General features: G+C 43.5%; 17 protein-coding genes, 1 tRNA gene and 1 pseudogene. 6 read left to right on the plus strand and 13 right to left on the minus strand.

Annotated elements, in window-relative coordinates; all coding sequences use genetic code 11:
- Positions 1–92: 92 nt before the first annotated feature.
- Positions 93–632 carry a flavodoxin family protein gene (locus tag N5O98_RS16580; RefSeq protein ID WP_004297080.1) on the minus strand — a complete coding sequence of 180 codons (540 nt, stop codon included), beginning with the start codon at positions 630–632 and terminating at the stop codon, positions 93–95.
- 194 nt (positions 633–826) lie between these two features.
- On the opposite strand from N5O98_RS16580, the gene N5O98_RS16585 reads away from it, so the two are divergent.
- From N5O98_RS16585 to N5O98_RS16610, 6 genes and pseudogenes are all read left to right on the plus strand, one after another.
- Complete coding sequence (locus N5O98_RS16585; protein WP_004304055.1) at positions 827–1,516, plus strand: Crp/Fnr family transcriptional regulator; 690 nt, start codon at positions 827–829, stop codon at positions 1,514–1,516.
- A 136-nt stretch (positions 1,517–1,652) separates the two neighbouring features.
- Positions 1,653–2,489 carry an AraC family transcriptional regulator gene (locus N5O98_RS16590; RefSeq protein WP_004309714.1) on the plus strand — a complete coding sequence of 279 codons (837 nt, stop codon included), beginning with the start codon at positions 1,653–1,655 and terminating at the stop codon, positions 2,487–2,489.
- 376 nt (positions 2,490–2,865) lie between these two features.
- Positions 2,866–3,938, plus strand: a pseudogene (locus N5O98_RS16595) (alpha/beta hydrolase).
- A 9-nt stretch (positions 3,939–3,947) separates the two neighbouring features.
- Positions 3,948–5,141, plus strand: coding sequence for an MFS transporter (locus N5O98_RS16600; protein ID WP_008774612.1), 1,194 nt, complete (start codon positions 3,948–3,950; stop codon positions 5,139–5,141).
- Positions 5,138–5,977: an aldo/keto reductase gene (locus N5O98_RS16605; RefSeq protein WP_004309718.1), complete on the plus strand. Its 840-nt coding sequence runs from the start codon at positions 5,138–5,140 to the stop codon at positions 5,975–5,977. The genes N5O98_RS16600 and N5O98_RS16605 overlap by 4 nt, the downstream gene beginning before the upstream one ends.
- Positions 5,978–6,017: 40 nt before the next feature.
- Positions 6,018–6,779 carry an NADPH-dependent oxidoreductase gene (locus N5O98_RS16610; RefSeq protein WP_118161474.1) on the plus strand — a complete coding sequence of 254 codons (762 nt, stop codon included), beginning with the start codon at positions 6,018–6,020 and terminating at the stop codon, positions 6,777–6,779.
- A gap of 66 nt (positions 6,780–6,845) precedes the next feature.
- On the opposite strand, the gene N5O98_RS16615 is transcribed toward N5O98_RS16610, so the two are convergent.
- From N5O98_RS16615 to rsgA, 12 genes are all read right to left on the minus strand, one after another.
- A complete protein-coding gene (locus N5O98_RS16615) occupies positions 6,846–8,126 on the minus strand; it encodes an alginate export family protein (protein WP_008648626.1) in 1,281 nt (426 codons plus the stop codon).
- A gap of 29 nt (positions 8,127–8,155) precedes the next feature.
- On the minus strand, positions 8,156–8,947 hold the full coding sequence (locus tag N5O98_RS16620; RefSeq protein WP_004297090.1) for a cytochrome c biogenesis protein: 792 nt from the start codon (positions 8,945–8,947) through the stop codon (positions 8,156–8,158).
- Positions 8,944–10,179 (minus strand): cytochrome c biogenesis protein ResB, encoded by a 1,236-nt coding sequence (locus tag N5O98_RS16625; protein ID WP_004304069.1) that lies wholly within the window; start codon positions 10,177–10,179, stop codon positions 8,944–8,946. The genes N5O98_RS16620 and N5O98_RS16625 overlap by 4 nt, the downstream gene beginning before the upstream one ends.
- 12 nt (positions 10,180–10,191) lie before the next feature.
- Positions 10,192–11,673 (minus strand): ammonia-forming cytochrome c nitrite reductase, encoded by a 1,482-nt coding sequence (gene nrfA / locus N5O98_RS16630; RefSeq protein ID WP_004304071.1) that lies wholly within the window; start codon positions 11,671–11,673, stop codon positions 10,192–10,194.
- A gap of 39 nt (positions 11,674–11,712) precedes the next feature.
- On the minus strand, positions 11,713–12,312 hold the full coding sequence (gene nrfH / locus N5O98_RS16635; protein ID WP_004309722.1) for a cytochrome c nitrite reductase small subunit: 600 nt from the start codon (positions 12,310–12,312) through the stop codon (positions 11,713–11,715).
- 162 nt (positions 12,313–12,474) lie between these two features.
- Entirely contained in the window at positions 12,475–12,966 is a 492-nt protein-coding gene (locus N5O98_RS16640) for a DUF4625 domain-containing protein (RefSeq protein WP_004309723.1), read from the minus strand.
- Positions 12,963–15,122, minus strand: a complete 2,160-nt coding sequence (locus N5O98_RS16645) for a TonB-dependent receptor (protein ID WP_195664345.1) — start codon at positions 15,120–15,122, stop codon at positions 12,963–12,965. The genes N5O98_RS16640 and N5O98_RS16645 overlap by 4 nt, the downstream gene beginning before the upstream one ends.
- Positions 15,123–15,209: 87 nt before the next feature.
- Positions 15,210–15,524: a hypothetical protein gene (locus N5O98_RS27505; protein WP_004297096.1), complete on the minus strand. Its 315-nt coding sequence runs from the start codon at positions 15,522–15,524 to the stop codon at positions 15,210–15,212.
- Between the two features lie 145 nt (positions 15,525–15,669).
- Positions 15,670–16,290: an HU family DNA-binding protein gene (locus tag N5O98_RS16650; RefSeq protein WP_004309726.1), complete on the minus strand. Its 621-nt coding sequence runs from the start codon at positions 16,288–16,290 to the stop codon at positions 15,670–15,672.
- Positions 16,291–16,559: 269 nt separating this feature from the next.
- Positions 16,560–18,806, minus strand: coding sequence for a hypothetical protein (locus N5O98_RS16655; protein WP_004311208.1), 2,247 nt, complete (start codon positions 18,804–18,806; stop codon positions 16,560–16,562).
- 213 nt (positions 18,807–19,019) lie between these two features.
- Positions 19,020–19,139 (minus strand) — tRNA-OTHER (locus N5O98_RS16660).
- A gap of 202 nt (positions 19,140–19,341) precedes the next feature.
- Positions 19,342–20,430 carry a ribosome small subunit-dependent GTPase A gene (rsgA, locus tag N5O98_RS16665; protein ID WP_008774615.1) on the minus strand — a complete coding sequence of 363 codons (1,089 nt, stop codon included), beginning with the start codon at positions 20,428–20,430 and terminating at the stop codon, positions 19,342–19,344.
- Positions 20,431–20,474 lie beyond the last annotated feature (44 nt).

Raw genomic sequence — 20,474 nt, forward strand, 5'->3', positions numbered from 1 at the left:
TTAAAAGTTAAGTTCGAAACTATATCTCAAATATTCGAACAATCCATTTTATCATATTCTTTATGAATATCTTTAATATGGAAAACAAACAGTTACACCATCTTTCCCATATTATATGCTTCCTGCATGTAGGGAGTATCTTTAATCTCTCCTACTTTCCATGCACCGATTCCATAGACCGTCCCTTTTTCCTGTGGTCCTTCCAAGCAATCGAGGAAGCCACGGAAGCCGTCGATAGTACGCTCCATCATTGCTTTATCGTTTTCTGCTGCCGCAATAATGAAATAAAATTCCTTATTAGTTATTTCCGTATAACGTGCGCAACAGCGGTCAATCATTATCTTCATCTGCCCGCACATGGTGTAAAAATAGACCGGGGTTGCCATTACAATCACATCGGCAGCAATCATCTTCTCCACGATTTCCGCTGCATCATCCTTCTGTGGACAGGGTTTACCGTACATACTGCAAACACTACATCCCGTACAAGGATGAACCGTTTTGTCTTTCAGAAAAATCTTCTCTACTTCATTGCCCGCCTCGATAGCACCTTTCATAAATTCATCACAAAGCAAATCCGAATTACCACCTTTACGTGGACTGGACGAAATGATCAAAACTTTTTTAGCCATAACTTTCTTTTATTACTTTCATCTTTCAGAATTAATCAGTCTTTTCACTCTGCAAAAATAGACTATTTATAACATAGCGAATGTATATAAATTACAGAGAAATATACCCAGATTACAGATTCAAACATAACAAAAGATTTTTTCTACCAATATTTAATTTATATCTTTGTCCACAATACGAACAACATGATACAATGAAAAAAATACAACTGACCGACACACATAAAGAAAAGCTGTTTCAAATCCCCCTTTTCCGGAATTTGCCCTTAAACATTAAAGAATCCCTATTGGAGAAACTAGATTTCGTAGTCTATATAGCAAACAAGAAAGAGATAGTTGTTACGCAGGGAACGCCTTGCAACAAACTGTATGTGTTGTTGGAAGGGAAATTGCGCACGGATATTATCGACGGACTGGGAAATGAAGTGATGATTGAATATATCATTGCGCCACGCACTTTTGCCACTCCACATCTTTTTAGCTCGGACAACACATTGCCGGCTACTTTCACTGCCCTTGAGGACAGTGTGATACTTATGGCAACAAAGGATTCTACCTTTAAAGTTATCAGCCAGGACCCGCAAGTATTGCACAATTTTCTCTGCATTGCAGGCAATTGCAATATCTGTACCGTATCACGTCTGAAACCACTCTCCCGCAAGACTGTCCGGGAAAGATTTATCGTTTATCTGTTCGAGCACAAGAAGAAAGATTCCCTGATAGTGGAGATTACACATACGCAATCCCAACTTGCCGAATACCTGAATGTATCACGTCCCGCCTTATCGAAAGAAATTAATAAGATTATCAAGGAAGGGCTTATCACTATGGAAGGGAAACGGGTGGAAATTTTGAATAAGGCCGCTTTAGAGAAATTCATATAATAAAGAAACAGGGGCAGGGTTGAAACTAAGGAATAATTTGGCTCTTATATCGAAAACAAGTTAAATATATAAATGAGCCGAAGAGAAATAAAACTGTTTTTGCTATATTTGCAATCAGAAAGAAAAGCAAAAAAATATGACAGATGAACAATTAGGGCAAATGAAGCTTATCTTCAATTACAACGATGTATTCTACAGCTTCTTCTATGATGACCTCAGCGGCTGCGTACATCGCTCCCGCGAATATGCCATCAATTACGTCTATTCGGGTGAGATGATTCTCGACAATGGCAATGAGCAAATTCATGTCGGAAAAGGCGAATGCGTCTTCATACCGCGCGACCATCACATTACGATGTACAAGAAGACGAAAGATGGTGAACGCTACTGCGGTATCTTCCTGATGTTCACACGTCGTTTCTTACGTGAAATGTACGGTAAGTTGGAACAACGTAAAGTACCGACCAATACCGCGAAACTCAATTCCGGAGTGATAAAACTTCCGAAAACGGCCGAACTCGCCAGTCTGTTCGCTTCGATGACGCCCTACTTCGATCCGAAGGTGAAACCTGCGGATGACCTGATGCAACTGAAATTGCAGGAAGGTCTGCTCGCATTATTACATATCGACAAAAAGTTCGCGCCGACGCTTTTCGACTTCAATGAACCGTGGAAAATAGATATTCTGGAATTTATGAACGAGAACTACATGTACGAGCTCACGATGGAAGAGATGGCACACTACACGGGACGCAGCCTTGCCACATTCAAACGGGATTTCAAGAAAATCAGCGACCTCACTCCCGAAAAATGGCTTATCCGTAAACGACTCGAAGTAGCTTACGCCCTGATGAAAGAGGGCGGCAAAAAGGTCGTGGATATTTATGCCGAAGTCGGTTTCAAGAACCCGTCTCACTTCTCAACCGCCTTCAAAAAACAGTACGGTATGCCGCCGACCGCCACATTCGTGTAAATCGGAGCAAAATATATTGAGTTTTTTAATTAAATTATTTAAGCCTCACTGCGACATCGCAGTGAGGCTTAAATATCAACTTACAGCTTGTTCCTTACAGTAACCTTACGGTAAGGGCAGCCCTGATAATTTACCGGAAAATATAGAGCATACAATCTTCATAGCAATGTGTATGCTGATGCCATATTGTCCACCGCCAAACTTGATTATCATAAATTCAGAACTACTTTTCCAGCCATTTGCATGGAGCTTTTAAGAAAATAGATAGTTGAGCTTTTGAGTAACTCCTTTTGAGCCCGACAATAATGTGCCGCTTATTTTATAGCCGTACCTTTGCAATATGAAATAGAACAATAACCATTTAAATAATAGAATGATGAGAACAGCGAATTTTAAATCCGCAGCTATCGCAGCCTTGTTAAGTATGGGGTTGCTTACCGGCTGCACGAACGGTATTACAAATCAAAAAACAAGTAATCATATGGACACATTGAATCTTACACAGGAATGGGACAAAAAGTTCCCACAGAGCAACAAGGTTAATCATCGTAAAGTAACCTTCAAAAACCGCTATGGCATCACACTTGCCGCCGACTTGTACGAACCCAAGAATATCGAAAGAAAGTCCCTGCCATTGCCGTTAGCGGCCCTTTCGGGGCTGTGAAGGAACAGTCATCGGGACTTTATGCGCAGACAATGGCCGAATGCGGATTCCTCACCCTTGCGTTCGACCCCTCTTATACGGGTGAGAGCGGTGGCGAACCCCGTAATGTGGCATCGCCCGACATCAACACCGAAGATTTTAGCGCGGCAGTGGATTTCCTGATTGCACACCCCAATGTAGATGCCAAACGCATCGGTATCATCGGCATCTGCGGATTCGGTGGTATGGGACTGAATGCCGCGGCAATGGACACGCGCATCAAAGCAACAGTAGCTTCTACAATGTACGATATGAGCCGCGTGAATGCCAACGGCTATTTCGATGCCGAGGACAGTGCCGAAGTACGCCGCAACAAACGCGAGGCGATGAATGCTATCCGGACCCGTGATGCACAGAACGGCACGGCCACTCCCGGTACGCCCGGTCTGCCCACTAGCATCAAGGGCGACGAGCCGCAATTCGTCAAAGACTACTTCGATTATTACAAGACTGAACGTGCTTTTCACGCCCGTGCCATCAATTCTAATGGTGCATGGAACCCCACGATGGCTCTTTCGTTCATCAATATGCCATTGTTAACCTATATCCACGAGATTGACAATGCTGTATTGCTCATTCACGGCGAAAATGCCCATTCGCGTTATTTCAGCGAGGATGCCTTCAAACGCCTCAAGGGCAACAACAAGGAGTTACTAATCGTTCCCGGAGCCAACCACACCGACCTTTACGACCGGAAGATTCCGTTTGACAAACTGGAAACATTTTTCAAGTCAAACCTCAAATAAAATAAAAACATGAGTATATCAACTAAAAATAAGCATAACCACTTGTTGATGTTCATCCTCACACTCGGAGTATTCGGAATATTGAATACTGAAATGGGAGTAGTGGGCATCATCCCTATCATTGCCGAAACCTTCGGTGTTACGGTGCCGGATGCGGGTTGGACGGTCAGCCTCTTTGCGCTGATCATTGCCTTCTCTGCTCCCGTCGTACCGTTACTTTTTTCACGGGTAAACCGTAAAACGGTCATGGTGCTCGCCTTGTCCGTGTTCGTGATTTCCAACCTCGTTTCGGTCTTCACGACGAACTTTACCGTACTGTTGATAACCCGTGCGATTCCGGCATTCTTTCATCCGCTCTATGTATCCATCGCTTTCTCAACCGCAGCCTCTTCCGTTAGTCGGGAGGATGCTCCGAAAGCCGTTTCCAAAATCTTTGCCGGAGTATCGGCAGGAATGGTGCTCGGAGTGCCCGTGACGAGCTACATCGCCAGTGAATTTTCATTCTCTGCAGCAATGGTATTTTTTACCGTTGTTAATGCATTTGTACTGCTCGCCACTATTTTCCTCATACCGTCCATGCCCGTTAAGGAACGGTTATCGTATGGCACACAACTCAGCGTTTTGAAAAAACCCGTATTGTGGAACTCCTTCCTTGCGGCATTACTGATGAATGCAGCCATGTTCGGATTTTACAGCTACTTGTCCGATTACCTGATAACGGTTACAGATGTCTCCTTCAAGGTAATCAGCCTTCTGCTGTTTGTTTACGGCATGGCAAATATCGTCGGAAATATCGCAGCCGGAAAATTGTTGGCACAACGTCCTTTCGCCACGTTGAAATACGTACCTGCCATCATGGCGATACTTTATCTCGTACTTTACGGACTAGGGAAACTGACCGTACCAACGTCAATCGTCATTCTGATATTGGGAATATTCGCAGGTATTGCAAATAACGGGAATCAATTCATGGTATCTACGTCGGCAACCGAAGCACCCGATTTTGCCAACGGATTGTTCCTGACCGCCGCAAATCTCGGAACAACGTTGGGAACGGCAATATGTGGCATGTTCATAACCGTATGGGGAACACAATCATCTCCGTTGGGAGCTGTGGCATTCCTGCTTGTCGGAGTGGCAAGCATTATTATCAGGAATAGCTTAATGAGCCGCAATAAACACATAATGGCAGTGACAATATGAAGAAAACAGAACGACCAATAATCACTTTCCCGAATGGACAAACTGTTTGTCCGTTGGGACAAGGCACATGGAAAATGGGACAATCCGCCGCACGGCGGCATGAAGAAATACGGGCATTACAACATGGCATCGAGCTGGGAATGAACCTTGTCGATACTGCCGAGATGTACGACAACGAGGAACTGGTAGGCGAAGCTGTCCGCGACTGTAGAGAGAAAGTGCTTCTCGTGAGCAAAGTTTTACCGAGTAATGCAAGCTATCGTGGAACGAAACTCGCCTGTGAACGAAGTTTGCTGAAGCTCGGAACGGAGTATATCGACCTCTACCTGTTGCACTGGAAAGGACGCCATCCTTATGAAGAAACCGTTCGGGCGATGACCGAATTGCAACAAGAGGGAAAAATCCGTTTATGGGGTGTCAGTAATATGGACACAGCCGACATGGAACGTATTGTTTCACTGTCCGGTGGAAGCGGCTGCGCCACCGATCAGGTACTCTATAACCTCGGCGACCGGGGCATAGAGTTCGACCTCATGCCGTGGTGCGCTGCCCGTAGAATGCCGCTTATGGCTTATTCGCCCATCGGAGAAGGACGACTTCTGCACCACCATACATTGGTGGAAATCGCCCGGCGACACGATGTATCGCCTGCACAAATCGCATTGTCGTGGACGATGCGTCAGCCCGGTATCATTGCCATACCCAAAGCCGGTAATGTAACCCATGTGGAAGATAATTTCCGAAGCCTTTCCATTCATCTGACAGAGGAAGATTTGCATGATTTGGATACCGCGTTTCCCGCACCGGCACGGAAAATACCATTGGCAGGTTGGTAATAACATGAAATGCTATAAATTATGAACTATAATAAGAAAAATGAATAAAGTCATAGATAGTATGCTGGCACATCGTTCCATCCGTTCATACACCGACAGAACGGTAAGTGATGAAGATTTAAACTCCATCATCCGTGCCGTACAAGCCGCACCGAACTGGGTAAACCTGCAACTCGTTTCCATAATTGCAGTAAAGAATACCGACCATAGAAGACGTTTAGCCGAATTATGCGGAAATCAGGTACACATTGCCGAAGCTCCCGTATTCCTCGTGTTCTGTACTGATTACCATAGGGTGGCTCTTGCCTGCCATAAGAAAGAGCAAACGCTCGATGAAGTAATGCAGGACATTGACACATTGCTCGTGGGAGCTCATGAAGTCGGTATCGCTCTCGAAGCGGCTGTCGTGGCTGCCGAATCATTGGGATTGGGAACAGTCCCTATTGGAGATGTACGTAAAAATGTGCTGGAAATTGTCCATGAATTGCAACTTCCGGAATATGTCTTTCCTATGTTGGGATTATGTATCGGCTACCCCGCAGAAGAACCGGGATTAAAGCCTCGTTTTCCACAACAGGCTGTCTTTTTCGAAGAGACATATAAGACTGATTTAAAAGATAAACTCGCTGAATATGACGTTATCTACGCCCATTATCTTAAAGAACGTCCATGGAATAATCGTGTAGGCAACTGGACAGACCTGGCAGCTGATTTCTACCGACATCCGTTTCATTACAAAGGAGTTGCGGATGCCTTAAGTCAACAGGGATTTACCTCGGCTAAAAGCAGATATTCGGTATAGAGATCAAAGTCCTAAAATCCCGGTCAACATAAGTCAACCGGGATTCTCATCATTCTGTTTATTTCTCTACCATTTAGTGAAAAATACTTTCGGATTGATATTCAACGATACCCATCCCCAATCCTGCCAGCTTTTATGATTGCCGGTTTTCACAGCGTCCATCGTCTTCGTACCACGCATAAAAGAATATCCGGCAGAGAGTTTCACATCTTTCATGATCGACCAGTTTATCTGATAATCGACTTCCGAACCTAAATATTTCTTCAAGTCCTGAACCTTTACAGCTGTACTAAAATAATGGTAATTAAGTTCCATATCTACCTTGCCAGATAGACGGAAACGACCTCCGATACGAGCATCCATCAATCCCGGTGCATAACCGTTTGCAAATGTAGAAGCATAAAAATAATCCATTGCTCCATAGAATTTATGATGGGTCCCATAAAGAGGATCAAAAGCCTTATACTTACCGCCATTTCCTTTATCACCGCTTAAATAATCAAAACTAGCCACGGCTCCCCATGTCTGATTAAACGTATAGGCGGCTTGTATGCTACCCATCAAAGCTGAAACTTTCTCCGCAGCTTTATTCTTACCCATCTGATAGTAGAAAGCACCATCCAGATTCCAGTTACTATTCTTATAAGTGAGGTAAGTACCCATTGTTTGTAAATAGCGGGTATGAGAATCATCCGTGGCTTTATCACCCGTTTCCAATCCCAGATTCATAAACAACAAAGAAGCTCCGAACGGAACATTATCCGCTTTATAATGATACCAGACGGTTTGCATATTCTTATAAGGCTGTCCGGTAGAAGAATCATAGTAAGTACCTCCACTTGTTCTATTGTCATTATTCTGGTTAAAAGCAAGAATCAGATGGACTTCATTATTTTTGTTGGCATATCCCAGCTTCAATGCATCGTGGTAACGGCCCGCTACATTCCAATCCAGTCCTCCCAAAATACGTTCATCATCATAAATCAATGACTGACGTCCCAGTTGAGCAAAGAACCCTTCACCAAAGTTCAGTTTCGCCCAAGCCTCATTCAACATAAAACGCCCATTCTTCTCAATCTGCGGGTCTTGTCCCCAAACACCGACATGCTGTGCCGACATCTTTAGTTCCAGATCCGAACGTTTATAATCCATCGAGAGGCGTGCACGGTTATTGATGAAAGATGTAGGAGCTACCCCTTCATCCCGTGGAGTCAGTGCACCATTCCGATACTCCGCACGAGGTCTGATTTGCATAGACATCGTAAATTCATTCTCTTTCTCCGTGTTTTGTGTATATGCCATGCTTGGCAATAGCATAAGCAAGAATGACCAATAAAGTGTTTTCATTGATATTGAAGTTTAAGTGATTCGATATTTCAATTTAAATTATAAGTATGCACACTGACTCCTTGCGCGGCCGGAAGGTAATTGATTCCATACCAGCACATTTGCAACAGGACAAATGATACTAACAGAATAATCAACGCAGGACGTGCCTTCAATGGCTTGCCCAATCTGAAATGGATATACACCAGATAAGCGAACCAGGTAGCTGCCGCCCAAGTCTCTTTCGGGTCCCAAGCCCAGTAATGTCCCCAGGCTTCTTTTGCCCAGATAGCTCCGGTAAGCATACCTAATGTCATAAATGCCAGACCTACATAGGTGAGGTTGTCACACAAATCCATTTCTTTCCGTTCAATCTCCTTCTTTTTGAACCAAAGCAGATAGACGGCCATCACCGTCGCCGCTCCCAACATAGCATAAGCAAACATATACACAATGACATGAGGGGCAAACCACGGGCTTTGCAAAGCAGGCATCAACGTCTTATTATGAATCTCCGGTTTGAAGATATTGATACAAATAAAGACCAATGAAAGGATACAACTGAAACTTAAAATCCATTTATACTTCCAGCGTGCATAGGTTATCAATCCCGCCAACGGAAGGAAGAAAGAATACCACAGCCGTGTCTCTCCCATTGTCCGCATCGGAGGACGTTCTAATGAAATCCACATTCCGATAATGAAACTGAAGAAAATAGCCAGACCTAAGAAAGTAAATCCATAAGCCCATCCCGTTTTTGTACCTTTCCAGGCAGCAAAAGCTCCCAAAGCCCAACAAACCAGTGCGGCTATTGCAAATAGTATAAAGTATTCCCAACTCATGCTTTGTCCTCCTCTTTCCTCTTTTGTGCGCTGACAAACAGACAGATGGCTCCTGCCATCATCATTATTATTCCTGTGTAAACAACCGGCAACCACGGATCGCGAACCAACTCGAAGACACTGATATCGCTCCATCGTCCCTTTGTTTCATCGTAACTAAGTTGATAAATTTTCCAACCTTCTATCTCCATCGGGCGGTTCACTTCAATGGTTCCTCCCGTGATCGTTCCTTCTTGTGTGTAAATCTTCACTTCCGATACAAATCGCTGCGGTTCCCGTTCCGGCATTACAATACTGGTTAAAGAATCCAGCCGGATTGCCTTATAGGGAAAAAGAAAACTACCGCAACTTACCCATCCCTCTTTGGTTGTTTGATTCTTCTGATTGACTGCTTTCAGATAGACAGCATAAGTCGCTCCCATCGAATGAAATTCAGTAAACTTCAAAGTATCTTCGGTAGCCACAGAAGCAGCCATCGGAATAGATTGCTCAATAGTTAGCTGCCAGTCCTGCAAGCTGCCATTTGTCACTCCCTCTTCCAACAATACATGTACAGGAGATTTTTCGGGAAGCGTACGGCCGGTTTCATTATCAATCAACATCAGTTTCGGAGGATATTCGTCGATAGTGAAATCCTTCAGTTCGATAGCCAGCGGAAGTTCAATCAGTTGACCTTTATCATCCGTAGCCCGCCATTCGGCACTTCCCATCCGGGTTGTCATTTTCAACCTTTGCATATCGGCATTTCCCAAAGTGGCTGTTATCAGTGCAATAAACAATCCGATATGATTCAGTAGGAAAGAAATCCTGCTGATCTTCAAAGAGAAACCGGTGCGAAGGATTGTCAGCCCCAAGGCGGTGACCATCCAAAAGTATAGCAGGACAAAAGGCCAGGAAGAAATCATCTGCGAAAATCCCAGCAGATCAGCCGGAGCATGACCGGAAGGAGCCTGCCGGATCAGTCCCATCACTACCGTCATGCCGACCACCCACAATAGAGACGAGACAGCAGCGGAATAATGACTCAACCATCCGAATAAATAGACACGTTTGCGAAGAAGGTGCATGGCTACCAAAGCAATGATATAAACCACTAACACAATCACATTGACCGGACAGGCAAACAGGTCCCAATGTATGGCTCCCACTGTCATTTGCAGCAATAGCCCTATCACCAGTAATCCTGCGCCAATCACCAGCCCTTCTTTATAACTCCATGGTTTGCTCCACATATATAAATTCTCTTATTTCTGTGCCAGACGGCCGTTTTCTTTCGCTTTCTCCAACCATGCCGGAACAGTTGTTTTCAGGAATTTCTCCTTAGCCGCTCTTTCAGCATCCATATCCAAGCCGATATATTCCTGTGCTTTTGCCTTTGTTGAAATGTCCGGCATCGGAACATCTCCCGTATATCCATTCTTTGCCAATACTTTAGATACAGCCAGACGGGCTTGCATGGCACGATCCAATCCATGAGAAAGAATTCTCTGAATTTCCTGCGGTGCATGGAATGAACCTCCGTGTGAAGCTACTCCGAAGTCCCAACGCCATTGTGCCTGACGAATCAGTGCGAGCACATCTTTCATCTGTGTTTCTGTAGCACCCTTGTCCCAGGCAAATTTAGCTTCGATATGTGCTTTTGCCAATTCCTGTTCCAGACGGTTACGGATTTCATTCGCTTTACGTTGGCGTTCGTACACATTATTACGTAAAGTCTCTTCACTTTCGCGGTGACAAACCTGACAGGTGCGGTCAATCATAGCCAACGGGCTTTGGATATGGTGATCGCTGAATTTCACACCACCTTCACTCTTATACGGCATGTGGCAATCGGCACAAGAGACACCTCTCTGTCCGTGGATACCCATCTGACAAATCTCATAGTCAGGATGCTGTGCTTTCAGAATCGGAGTACGGCTCAATTTATGAATATAATCATAAAAACCGGCCTCATCATAATAAGCCTCCATATCTTCTACCGTAAAACCTTTGTCCCAGGGGAAAGTCAGATACTTACCATCCCCTTTGAAATAATATTCCACATGACATTGTGCACATACCAATGAACGCATCTCCTGCGGAGTAGCTTTAGTGATGTCTTTACCCTGACGTTGGAAAGCCTCTATCAAAGCGGGACGACTGATATGAAGATTCATTGTTTCGGGATCATGACAATCGGAGCATCCGATAGGATTCACAATTTCGGCGCCCATAGCCCCCCATTTATTGTTATAGAAAGAATCGACACCCAATGCCTCCATCATACGGGGAACATCCGGACTCTTACAAGTCCAGCAGGTAGACGGTTGAGGACCTTCGGTCGGGCTCATGGGCGAACCGGTACGCAAAGATGCCGTAATATCCTCAATGGCATGCATGTGTCCCCGTGGAGTGGAATAATCTTTTGAGAAAGCATATCCCGCCCATAGAATCACCATTTCAGGACGTTTTTCCAAAGCATCTACAGCAATATTTCCATTAAATTCACTCTCAAAGTCAGTCTTTGCAGTCTCCGTCCAAGTCTGGTATTCACGGGGAAAGTCATCCTTAAACAGTTCATTTCGTGCTTCAATCCCTTTGATAACGTTTTTACGGTTATTGAAAATGCTGGCAACTTCCGCCCTCCGTTCCATCAACGCAGAAACGCATAATCCCAAAACAAATACAACGACCATTGAACCTCCGAACAACAGCCATCCTTGCCATGATTTTAATTTCTTTTCCATTGTATATCGGTTTTATTATTTTATTACGTATTTCATTTCTTATTTATCTTTCTGATTCACCATCTTCCGGAGCCATTCGGGAACAGGCGATTCCGGAAGAGGAACAATCGCTCCCGGAGTACCGGACAGGGAATTCTTTCCACCATGAGGAACATCACGATGGCAATCCCAGCAAGCCTTCCCCTCTCCTACCTGTGACATCATATAATCAATCTTCCCCGTCTTCACAAATTCCGTATTGAGTTGTGTATGACAGCGGATGCAATTATTCATAATCACTTCGGAACTGGCTTTATGAGCCTGAATGACCTGCGGCTCGCTTTTGGTAAGAAATGCAGCCACGTGTTTCATACCGTCCATACCTTTAAAGGTCCATTTCTTCACAGCATTTTCATGCGGCACATGACAATCATTGCAAGTGGCATTCCGGGCATGTGAACTATGGAACCAGGTTGCATAGTAAGGAGTCATAATGTGACAATTCACGCATGCAGCCGGGTCATCTCCAAGATAGGTATGCGCCCGGAGCATATACATAAACAGTGCTCCTCCACCCACAATAACACCGCCAATGATGACAGCCGCTACCTTCCATTTATAAGAAGGAAAGAGTCGATTTATTATTGGAAACTTCATCATACGAAAAAGTATTTTTCACAAAAGTAAAGGATTGGAAACAAAAAAGGTGTAATAGATATTACACCTTTCGAAAGAAAAAATACTCATTACGTAAAAAAACAGAATGGGAATGTGTCAAACGTCCCTTTTTGACCTCACCTCATTCTTTCTCTATGTATTGTCTTATTCATCATGGTGATGGTCTTCGTCTTCCACCTCATTACTTAATTTGATATTGCGTGCGATATAAGATTCGTTACCTGCGGCATCCGTGCAATAAACCATCAAATGATAATCTCCTGCAGTAGCATTGGCCGGTATTACAATATCGTGATGATGAATATGGGCGGTTTTCTGTCCGGACACATCGTAGGATCTGTTGAAACTAAAATCTACTGTTTCCTGTGCAGCCCTGCTATTACCTCCGTGTGAATGGTGGTCGAAATTACTATGAATTTCAATCTTATAGGATTTCAGCATGACATCATCCGACAAATCCATTTCAAAATGAACCCCATGTTCGTTTCCTATCTCCAAAGCCTGACCTTCTTCCGGTTCGTGAAGTTCAATCAGAGGTTTGGTCGTATCACTGGAGTCATCATTATCACAAGAGGAAAACATGAAAGTAACTGTTGCCAAAAGGCTAATCATTGGGAGATAAAATTTATTTTTCATTTCAGTAATTTTTTAAATGGAACTTTGATTAATATCTGGAAGTTACGTCCCGGTTCGGGGATTTCAACTTTCCTGTAAAAACTAAGATGATTGTAATATCGGGTATCGAATATATTCCGGGCGGTCAGGGTTATTTCAATCTCATTGTTTCCACCTATCGGAATATTCAATGAACCACCCAGATGAAAGAGATTTGCTCCGGCTGTACGGTCTTCGTTACGGTCCACTCTATTTTGCCGGGCAATGCTCTGCCATTCTGCATACAACATATACCGATTCTTTTGCCAGGTTAATGTATTGCGCATAACAGGAGGTGGCGAGAAACTCAATGGAATATGTTCATCACAATTATAGGTGTAAACGTATTCAGCGGAAATCCGATAATTGAAGTTGCGCAGAAAATCAACATCTACGGTAGCTTCAGTTCCTGCAAATAGCGCTTCTGCTCCGGTATAGCGATAGATTTGTCCGGCATGAGGTAACACAGACCACTCTCCGGTAGGACGCAGAAAGATGTAATTGCTGAACCAACTGACAAATGGAGAGACGGAGAAAGAAATTCCCCGGTACTTCAGATGATAAGAAGCGTCTAGTTGCCAGCCTTGTTCGGACTTTAGGTTTGCATCTCCCTGTTCATGGCGGAAAGTGCCGTGATGTACACCGTTGGCAGCCAACTCATTCGCACCGGGCAGGCGGAAACTACGCCCGATATTCACCTTTACCAGATGTTTGTCGGAGGGAGTCCATACCAATCCCAGAGAAAGAGAATAATCACCGTAGTGCTTATTCACAGAGTGACTGTTCCACTTGTAGAAGTCTATCTGTTCCGGATCATAGCCCTGTTTCCGAAGATAATCGGCAAGGTAAGTATCTTCATGCGAAGAGATATTCATATATCCGTAGTCATATCGCACTCCTCCGCTGACTGAAAACACATTGTTGGGTCTGTATGTCGTAAGCCAAAGCATTCCGGTAGTGGAACGGCGATATTCAGGCAGTAAAAACGAATAGCCGGAAATGTCGTTCCGTTGATGTTGTCCATCCCACCCCAATGTATGTTCCCACGAAGAAGAACCAATAAAACGAGCTTTCACCGAAGCACTGAAAGTGTTCAGATTAAAAGCAAGTTCCTTGTCGGGGTCTTTCTCCGGTGCGGGTTGCGAACCATAGTGAGTATGGAAAGCACTCCACTCTTCACGGTGATTGTTCTGGAAACCTAAATCGCCTGACAAGATCAGTTTCTCCCATGCATATTGCTGGTGGGTGGTCACTTTCAGGTGATTCACTTTACTGAATGACAATTCAATATTACGGCTGTCTCCATCATCTTCCACACGTGACGCATCGGGTATGCCATGTGCCCCCGGAAAGAATCCCGTCTTTTGATATACATTACTCACAGCATAATTCGCTTTATAGGCTCTTCGTTGATATTGGGTAAAAAGTCCGATATTGCGTTCAATGCCTGCCGTATTCTTGAGTTTACGCCCATATATGGGAATTCTTTGTGTCAGGTAGACAATAGAATCCGTCGGAATACGATAGTCACCGAAATGTTGTTCCGAATAACGAATATGGGAGTACCAGGCATTCTTCCTGATTCCCAGCATCAGTGATCCTCCGATGGTTCCATTGACTGATTTACCCAGCAGTGTGACATCTCCGAATACACGATTATCAGCAGGAACAGCCGACGGAACAACATCAATCACTCCTCCCATTGCATCACTGCCATAGAGCAGTGAGGAGGGTCCTTTCAATACATTGACTGCTCCGATATTGAAAGCATCCAGTTCTAGTCCGTGATCGGCTCCCCATTGTTGTCCTTCCTGTTTGATTCCGTTTTCCAATACAGCAATCCGGTTGAATCCCATTCCGCGAATCATCGGTTTGGAGAAGCCCGAACCAATATCCATTGCCTGTACTCCGGGAATATTCTCCATCGCCTGCATGAAGTTTCCTGTAAAATGTTTGCGCAAAAAATCCTGATCGGCTACATCAACCGTAAGGGCAGACTTTTTCGCTTGACGTTGCTGGTACGTTTCGGTTACCACAACATCAGGCAAAAGCATGCTCTTGATTGAATCGGATTTCTGTGCATGGACGGATAAGGTTACAAATAGCCCTATTACGCCCGAAATAATTCCGATACGCATCAATTACAATCTTTTATTTAATGTGTAAAATGAATGTAAGGATAGATTGAAAGCCAATCTATCTCCATTGAAAATATGAGTATGTAATCATGCGACCGGAGGCCCGCGTAAATGATGCGAATAAGTTCGTTTGCAAACAACCTTATCCTGGTAAATAATCGGCTCGTAGGGCACGAGCGTCAGTGTGCAATGAAATTCTATCGGTTGAGGTTCAGTAAAGAAAGAAAGGGAGTATTGGCAGATCGCACAATCATCAGATGATTGGTGAGAATGCTTTGCATGGGAACACGACTTTTCATCCTCACTTCCATGATAGTGAAAGGTCTTCACTACAAAGAAGGGAATGAATGTCATGAATAACATCCATGCTATATATACCCTTATATTTTTCTTTTGATACATTCTCCCTCTATTGATTAATAGAATAGCGGGACAAATATAACAGTATGAAAAATAATCAGCAAGTTATACATCTTAATATGTGTTACCGTGAATGACAAAAAACACAAAGCTGTCAGTAACAGCACGAGGATTTTTTAGTTGATTATCATTCTTCCTGTTGCCAGACATAAAACACGGTTCTTCCAGCTCCACGTTTACGAAGAATCCCTTTCTCAATGAAAGTATTCAAATCATCTATTGCTTTCAGTCGGGAAAGTCCGGTCAGGCTACTATATTCCAATCGGGTAATACCACCATTTTTCTTTAGAAATTCCTGTAAAAGCTGTTGGCGTTGCTCCATAGAAAATTCCACTTTTTGAGAAGAGTGTTTGGATTTATCCACACGTTCCAACTCTATTTCACGCTTAATCTTCCTTTTGAACTCTTTGGAAGTGCGCAAATGCACATTATCAAAACAGATTGATTCGGCACGAATCTCACGTTTAGTCATTACTTTATGCGTACATTTCAAAGAGATGCTAAAATGCCCGAGTTCGCCAAGTTCTACGATATATCCCTCTGCTAACGTTTCGGCTAGTTCATCCAATACAACTCCTACTACCGCATCTATCACGTTATAGTTAAAAGTCTGGGAAGAACGAGATACACGTTCCATGAATTCTTTCTTCGAGTAAGTTCCATTTGGAACGATACGGGCATGCAAAGGCTTTTGTTCTCCGGTACAATCAGGATCCGGTGTTTCATACAAATCATATTGAGCACTCATAAGTATATCTTTTTATTAGTTCATACATTTATTACTTTCACTACGTATATTTAATCGCCTGTTCATTGAACTTTAATCTTCAGTTCATATAAAAATAATCGTCTGACAGCTGTATCTTTTTCGTCTGACAGTTGTCAGACGGAAAGATAACAGTTGTCAGACGAAAGTTCAACAGCTGTCAGACGATTAATTGATCGCATACAAAGGTATAACTTTATGCGATACGACCTTTAAATCCTAGGAGGAAAAAGACAATTCCTCCCAAGAATTTAATCACCCAACAGTAATTTAGTCACAGCGGCAGTATTCAATGCCCATTCACGAGTATATATCTCGTCCGCTTCCGGAATATCAACTAACTTCAATCCCTGTGCCTGTGCTTTGACAGCTAACAGTTCACCAACAGTTGTTTTCGCTTCCAGCTTATCCAGATACTTTTCAATGGTCTGTGTATCCAAAGAAAGAATCGTCTGTCCACCAAAAGGTATTTCCAGCCAAACGATTTCCCGTTCTTTCACTTTCAGAACTCCGAAAACAAGCCCTTTCTGCAAACTTTGGGAAATACGTACCTGATGCTGTACGCAAGAAGGATCGTAAGCTACTCCTGTTCTTTCCGATATCTTCATTGGATAGGCAGAGTTCATCCAACCTACCACCAGATTAGGAGAGATAGTCCCGTTGCTATATGCATTGCAAGTGAAAGCGACATATTCCGCACCTACACGGTTCAGTTCATTCAAATCCAGCTCGATATATTCAGCAGTACCTTTCTTATTAGGAATACTTCGGATATCCCCGCTATGTTTAGCGCCAATAGCTTGCAAGTTGAAGAAGGAACAAACTTCTGTTGTGGAAGGCAAAGTGATATGACAACTCAAGTCCATGTCAAGATGCTGTGCCGGAAGCCCTTTTCCCCACTGCATAAACAATCGCACTTTATCCCCCTCTACCGGGAAACGCGTTCCCTGCAAAGCACAGGAAGTATCCTGAATTGTTTCACTACGATCGCCGATAGCCAACGGGATATGGAACAACATAGGGTCAATATACATACTTTTGTTTTCACTTTCGGCAGCTGCATTGGCAAAACGGGCAGCTACGACTTCCTTACACAAATCCTGTACATCCTTCACCATCGCTTTTAGCTGATCCTCCATATACAGACCCACCAAATAATGTGGTTCTATCAAAAGAGCATTCCCCCCTAAAGGTTTCACCATTCTCTTATGTCCCGGTTCAAAGTAGTTCTCCGCATACATACCCAAAGTAACTACCAAACGTGCCGGCAACAAATGAACTACTTCTTTAAATGCAGCCAACGTCTCTTCAGCTCCGAACCAAAGCATATTCGCAAATAAAGAACGTGCAAACATACCCGGTCGCTGCTTTAACAAAGCAAATGTCTGTTCCGCATCCGCCTTCAAACGGTTGCGCTCCACTTCTCCTTGCCACACAGTATATGCCTGGCGGTAGAATATATCCATCAATTCCTTCAAATTTCCGAATTCCGGCTTACGGGCATATTCCGCCAGACGCAACGCACGTATCATACGTACCCACATCTCTCTTTTCGGATGCATGATTTCGCAAGCCTTCTCCGGAGCCATTGTCAGGTTGTTCAACCAAAGAGCTACCATTTTACATTCACGACGCGTATATTTCAACTTCAACTCCTCACGCTTCGCTTGAGCTGCCGAACGACTTTTATCCAAAACTCCACATATATGTGTGTTGTTTCTACCTGTTTTACGGATAATAGTCTTAGGCTCTATGATTTGCAGGAATCCGGTTTTCTTATACCACAGATAACGCAATATATCATTCGGAGTAGAGAAATAGATTTGCGCTTCCTGCGCTCTATCCTGTTCCACCAATGTATCTATCACCAACATCAATGTCTCCTTCATTTTGATTTCGACTGCCGGTAACGGAAGTTCGCCAAGCATTATTTTCAAGCTATCCGCTTGTGTGGCATCAAGAGCTGTACGCGATTCAAGCAAGTCACAGAAAAAAGCATTCAGCTCCTTGTCCTGCCAAAGTTCCAGCACTTTCAGTTTACTTCCCTGTCCGAAATATTCCGTAGTAGCCGTTTGGAACAGGGTTCCGCAGAACGGACAACCATTGTATCGTTCCATAGGGAATGTATTATCAGGGATCACGTGTCCGCAAGGTAGTTTAACGCCTTTCTGGCTATTAAACAGGTTAGCGATCCATGTAACCAGATGATCCAAGCGCGTTTCTCCGGTAGGTACATCCCACCCTTTCACCAATGGAGACCAGTTTAGCGTCACGCCTAATGCTTCTTTCATCACCTGAAGAATCATCATCTGTTGAGCCGGATATAACTGATTAATGGCATGCAGCAGTTCTTCGGACAAGCTATATCCTACTTTACGGAGTTGGGCTACCAATGCAATGGTAGTCGAAGTCAACTCTTCCTGCTTTTTCTCTTCTTCTATCAAAGGCAAATAGATTGCATTCTGCCTGATAGACACTTTCAACAAATCTTTATTCATAACTTTGTTTTTTTAAGTAAGGTAATCGGAAGACTGTGAATCAATGGAGCATTCCTGCGGTTTTGAAGTAAGTCTTCCTTGACCTTAGTTGATAAAAAGAGGTAGAACAGGCCGGATTCGAACCAGCGTTATCCACCGTTAAGAAGTAAGCCCCGGTTGACCTCATTTCAGATAATCCCGAAGCTGCTGTCCTACCTCTATATTTATTTTTTGTGGAGCAGGCCGGAGTCGAACCGACGACCGTCACAGGATAGAAGTAAATCTTAATTGACCTTTTTCATCAGGATAATCTCAAGATTATGTATGATGCTCTACCCACTGAGCTACTGCCCCTTTACGAAACAGGAAAACAGATAATCGTATGAGTGATTTCCATACCTTAAATGAGTTGTTGAAGTAACCCGTACTTGACCTGTTTTCTTGTTTCTTCGACAAAGATAGATGCAGTGGTACGCAGCCTTTTTGCGCAACTAGAACTTTTTTGCTCTTTTGAAGAAAAAAATAAATTCCAATACCTACACCGTTTAAATAGAAATCAGCGATTTGCCTTACGATTCTTTACTTCTTCTACAAGTTTTGTAAACGACTTCTCCTTTTTACGTTTCTCATGTTCGGAAGCAGAAAAGTGCCACGCTTCCCGGCGAAGTTTCAGATAGCTTGTATAAACTTTATAATCTAACACGCCGCTATTGACTGCTTTTAAAACAGCACAACCCGGTTCGTTAATATGCTTGCAATCTTTGAAACGGCACGATTCTGCATAGTCAGAGATTTCAAGTACTTCGGCCAGTGAATCTGGATTGTCGATAACCAAGCCAAATTCACGCACACCCGGAGTATCGATTAAAACACCCGAATCATTCATCAATACCATTTCCCGACGGGTTGATGTATGCCGGCCTTTTCCTGTGGACAGGCTTATATCGGAGGTAAGCAACACAGATTTTTCACAGAGTGCATTTACCAGAGAACTTTTCCCGACACCCGAAGAACCGACAAACACAACAGTTTCTCCCTCTGATATGGATTCCCGCAACCGGAGAATCGTTTGGGGTTGATGAATGCTCGTAAAAAATACGGGTATCTGATTGGAGATATGATTTATTTGTTCTTCAACACTCTGCCTGTCAAAATCTAAATCGGATTTATTAAGTACCAATACAGGCTTGATGTTTTCTTCTAATACCTGAACCATAAAACGTTCTACTCTGCGGACATTGAAATTATCGTCAAGACTCTGCACAATAAATGCTTTATCGACGTAAGAAGCAATGGCCTGCTTATCGGCAACTGTACCACTTTTCTTGCGATACAATGTCCGCTCACGAGGTAGCATATAGACAATAATCCCTTTATTCTCATCAAATGGTTGAAAAAGCACCCAATCACCCGTACAGGGTAATTCAGCATCAGATTTCCCATACATCATGTTTCCCGTGAGTTCACACTGAAACAATCCGTTTTCGGAAACGACCTCGTAGCAGGTACGATGTACTATGGATATACGTCCATGAGGAAGAGTGCTGTAGAGTGATTCTTGTTTTAGTTGGCTTAGTTTATCATTCCAGCCATACCAGTTTAAATTAAAGTCGAATTTGTGAATTGTTTGATTTTCGTTATTCATGATCTTAATGTATACAGCGTACACGTTACAAAGCACCACGATGC

This window comes from Bacteroides sp. LFL-34 (assembly GCF_027257075.1).
GTDB lineage: Bacteria > Bacteroidota > Bacteroidia > Bacteroidales > Bacteroidaceae > Bacteroides > Bacteroides ovatus.

Coding starts and splice junctions, on each gene's coding strand:
- N5O98_RS16655 (WP_004311208.1), bottom strand. CDS start 18,806: ATGAATAAAGATTTGTTGAAAGTGTCTATCAGGCAGAATGCAATCTAT.
- rsgA (WP_008774615.1), bottom strand. CDS start 20,430: ATGAATAACGAAAATCAAACAATTCACAAATTCGACTTTAATTTAAAC.
- N5O98_RS16585 (WP_004304055.1), top strand. CDS start 827: ATGAAAAAAATACAACTGACCGACACACATAAAGAAAAGCTGTTTCAA.
- N5O98_RS16590 (WP_004309714.1), top strand. CDS start 1,653: ATGACAGATGAACAATTAGGGCAAATGAAGCTTATCTTCAATTACAAC.
- N5O98_RS16640 (WP_004309723.1), bottom strand. CDS start 12,966: ATGAAAAATAAATTTTATCTCCCAATGATTAGCCTTTTGGCAACAGTT.
- N5O98_RS16610 (WP_118161474.1), top strand. CDS start 6,018: ATGAATAAAGTCATAGATAGTATGCTGGCACATCGTTCCATCCGTTCA.
- N5O98_RS27505 (WP_004297096.1), bottom strand. CDS start 15,524: ATGTATCAAAAGAAAAATATAAGGGTATATATAGCATGGATGTTATTC.
- N5O98_RS16605 (WP_004309718.1), top strand. CDS start 5,138: ATGAAGAAAACAGAACGACCAATAATCACTTTCCCGAATGGACAAACT.
- nrfH (WP_004309722.1), bottom strand. CDS start 12,312: ATGATGAAGTTTCCAATAATAAATCGACTCTTTCCTTCTTATAAATGG.
- N5O98_RS16645 (WP_195664345.1), bottom strand. CDS start 15,122: ATGCGTATCGGAATTATTTCGGGCGTAATAGGGCTATTTGTAACCTTA.
- N5O98_RS16620 (WP_004297090.1), bottom strand. CDS start 8,947: ATGAGTTGGGAATACTTTATACTATTTGCAATAGCCGCACTGGTTTGT.
- N5O98_RS16650 (WP_004309726.1), bottom strand. CDS start 16,290: ATGAGTGCTCAATATGATTTGTATGAAACACCGGATCCTGATTGTACC.
- N5O98_RS16600 (WP_008774612.1), top strand. CDS start 3,948: ATGAGTATATCAACTAAAAATAAGCATAACCACTTGTTGATGTTCATC.
- N5O98_RS16615 (WP_008648626.1), bottom strand. CDS start 8,126: ATGAAAACACTTTATTGGTCATTCTTGCTTATGCTATTGCCAAGCATG.
- nrfA (WP_004304071.1), bottom strand. CDS start 11,673: ATGGAAAAGAAATTAAAATCATGGCAAGGATGGCTGTTGTTCGGAGGT.
- N5O98_RS16580 (WP_004297080.1), bottom strand. CDS start 632: ATGGCTAAAAAAGTTTTGATCATTTCGTCCAGTCCACGTAAAGGTGGT.
- N5O98_RS16625 (WP_004304069.1), bottom strand. CDS start 10,179: ATGTGGAGCAAACCATGGAGTTATAAAGAAGGGCTGGTGATTGGCGCA.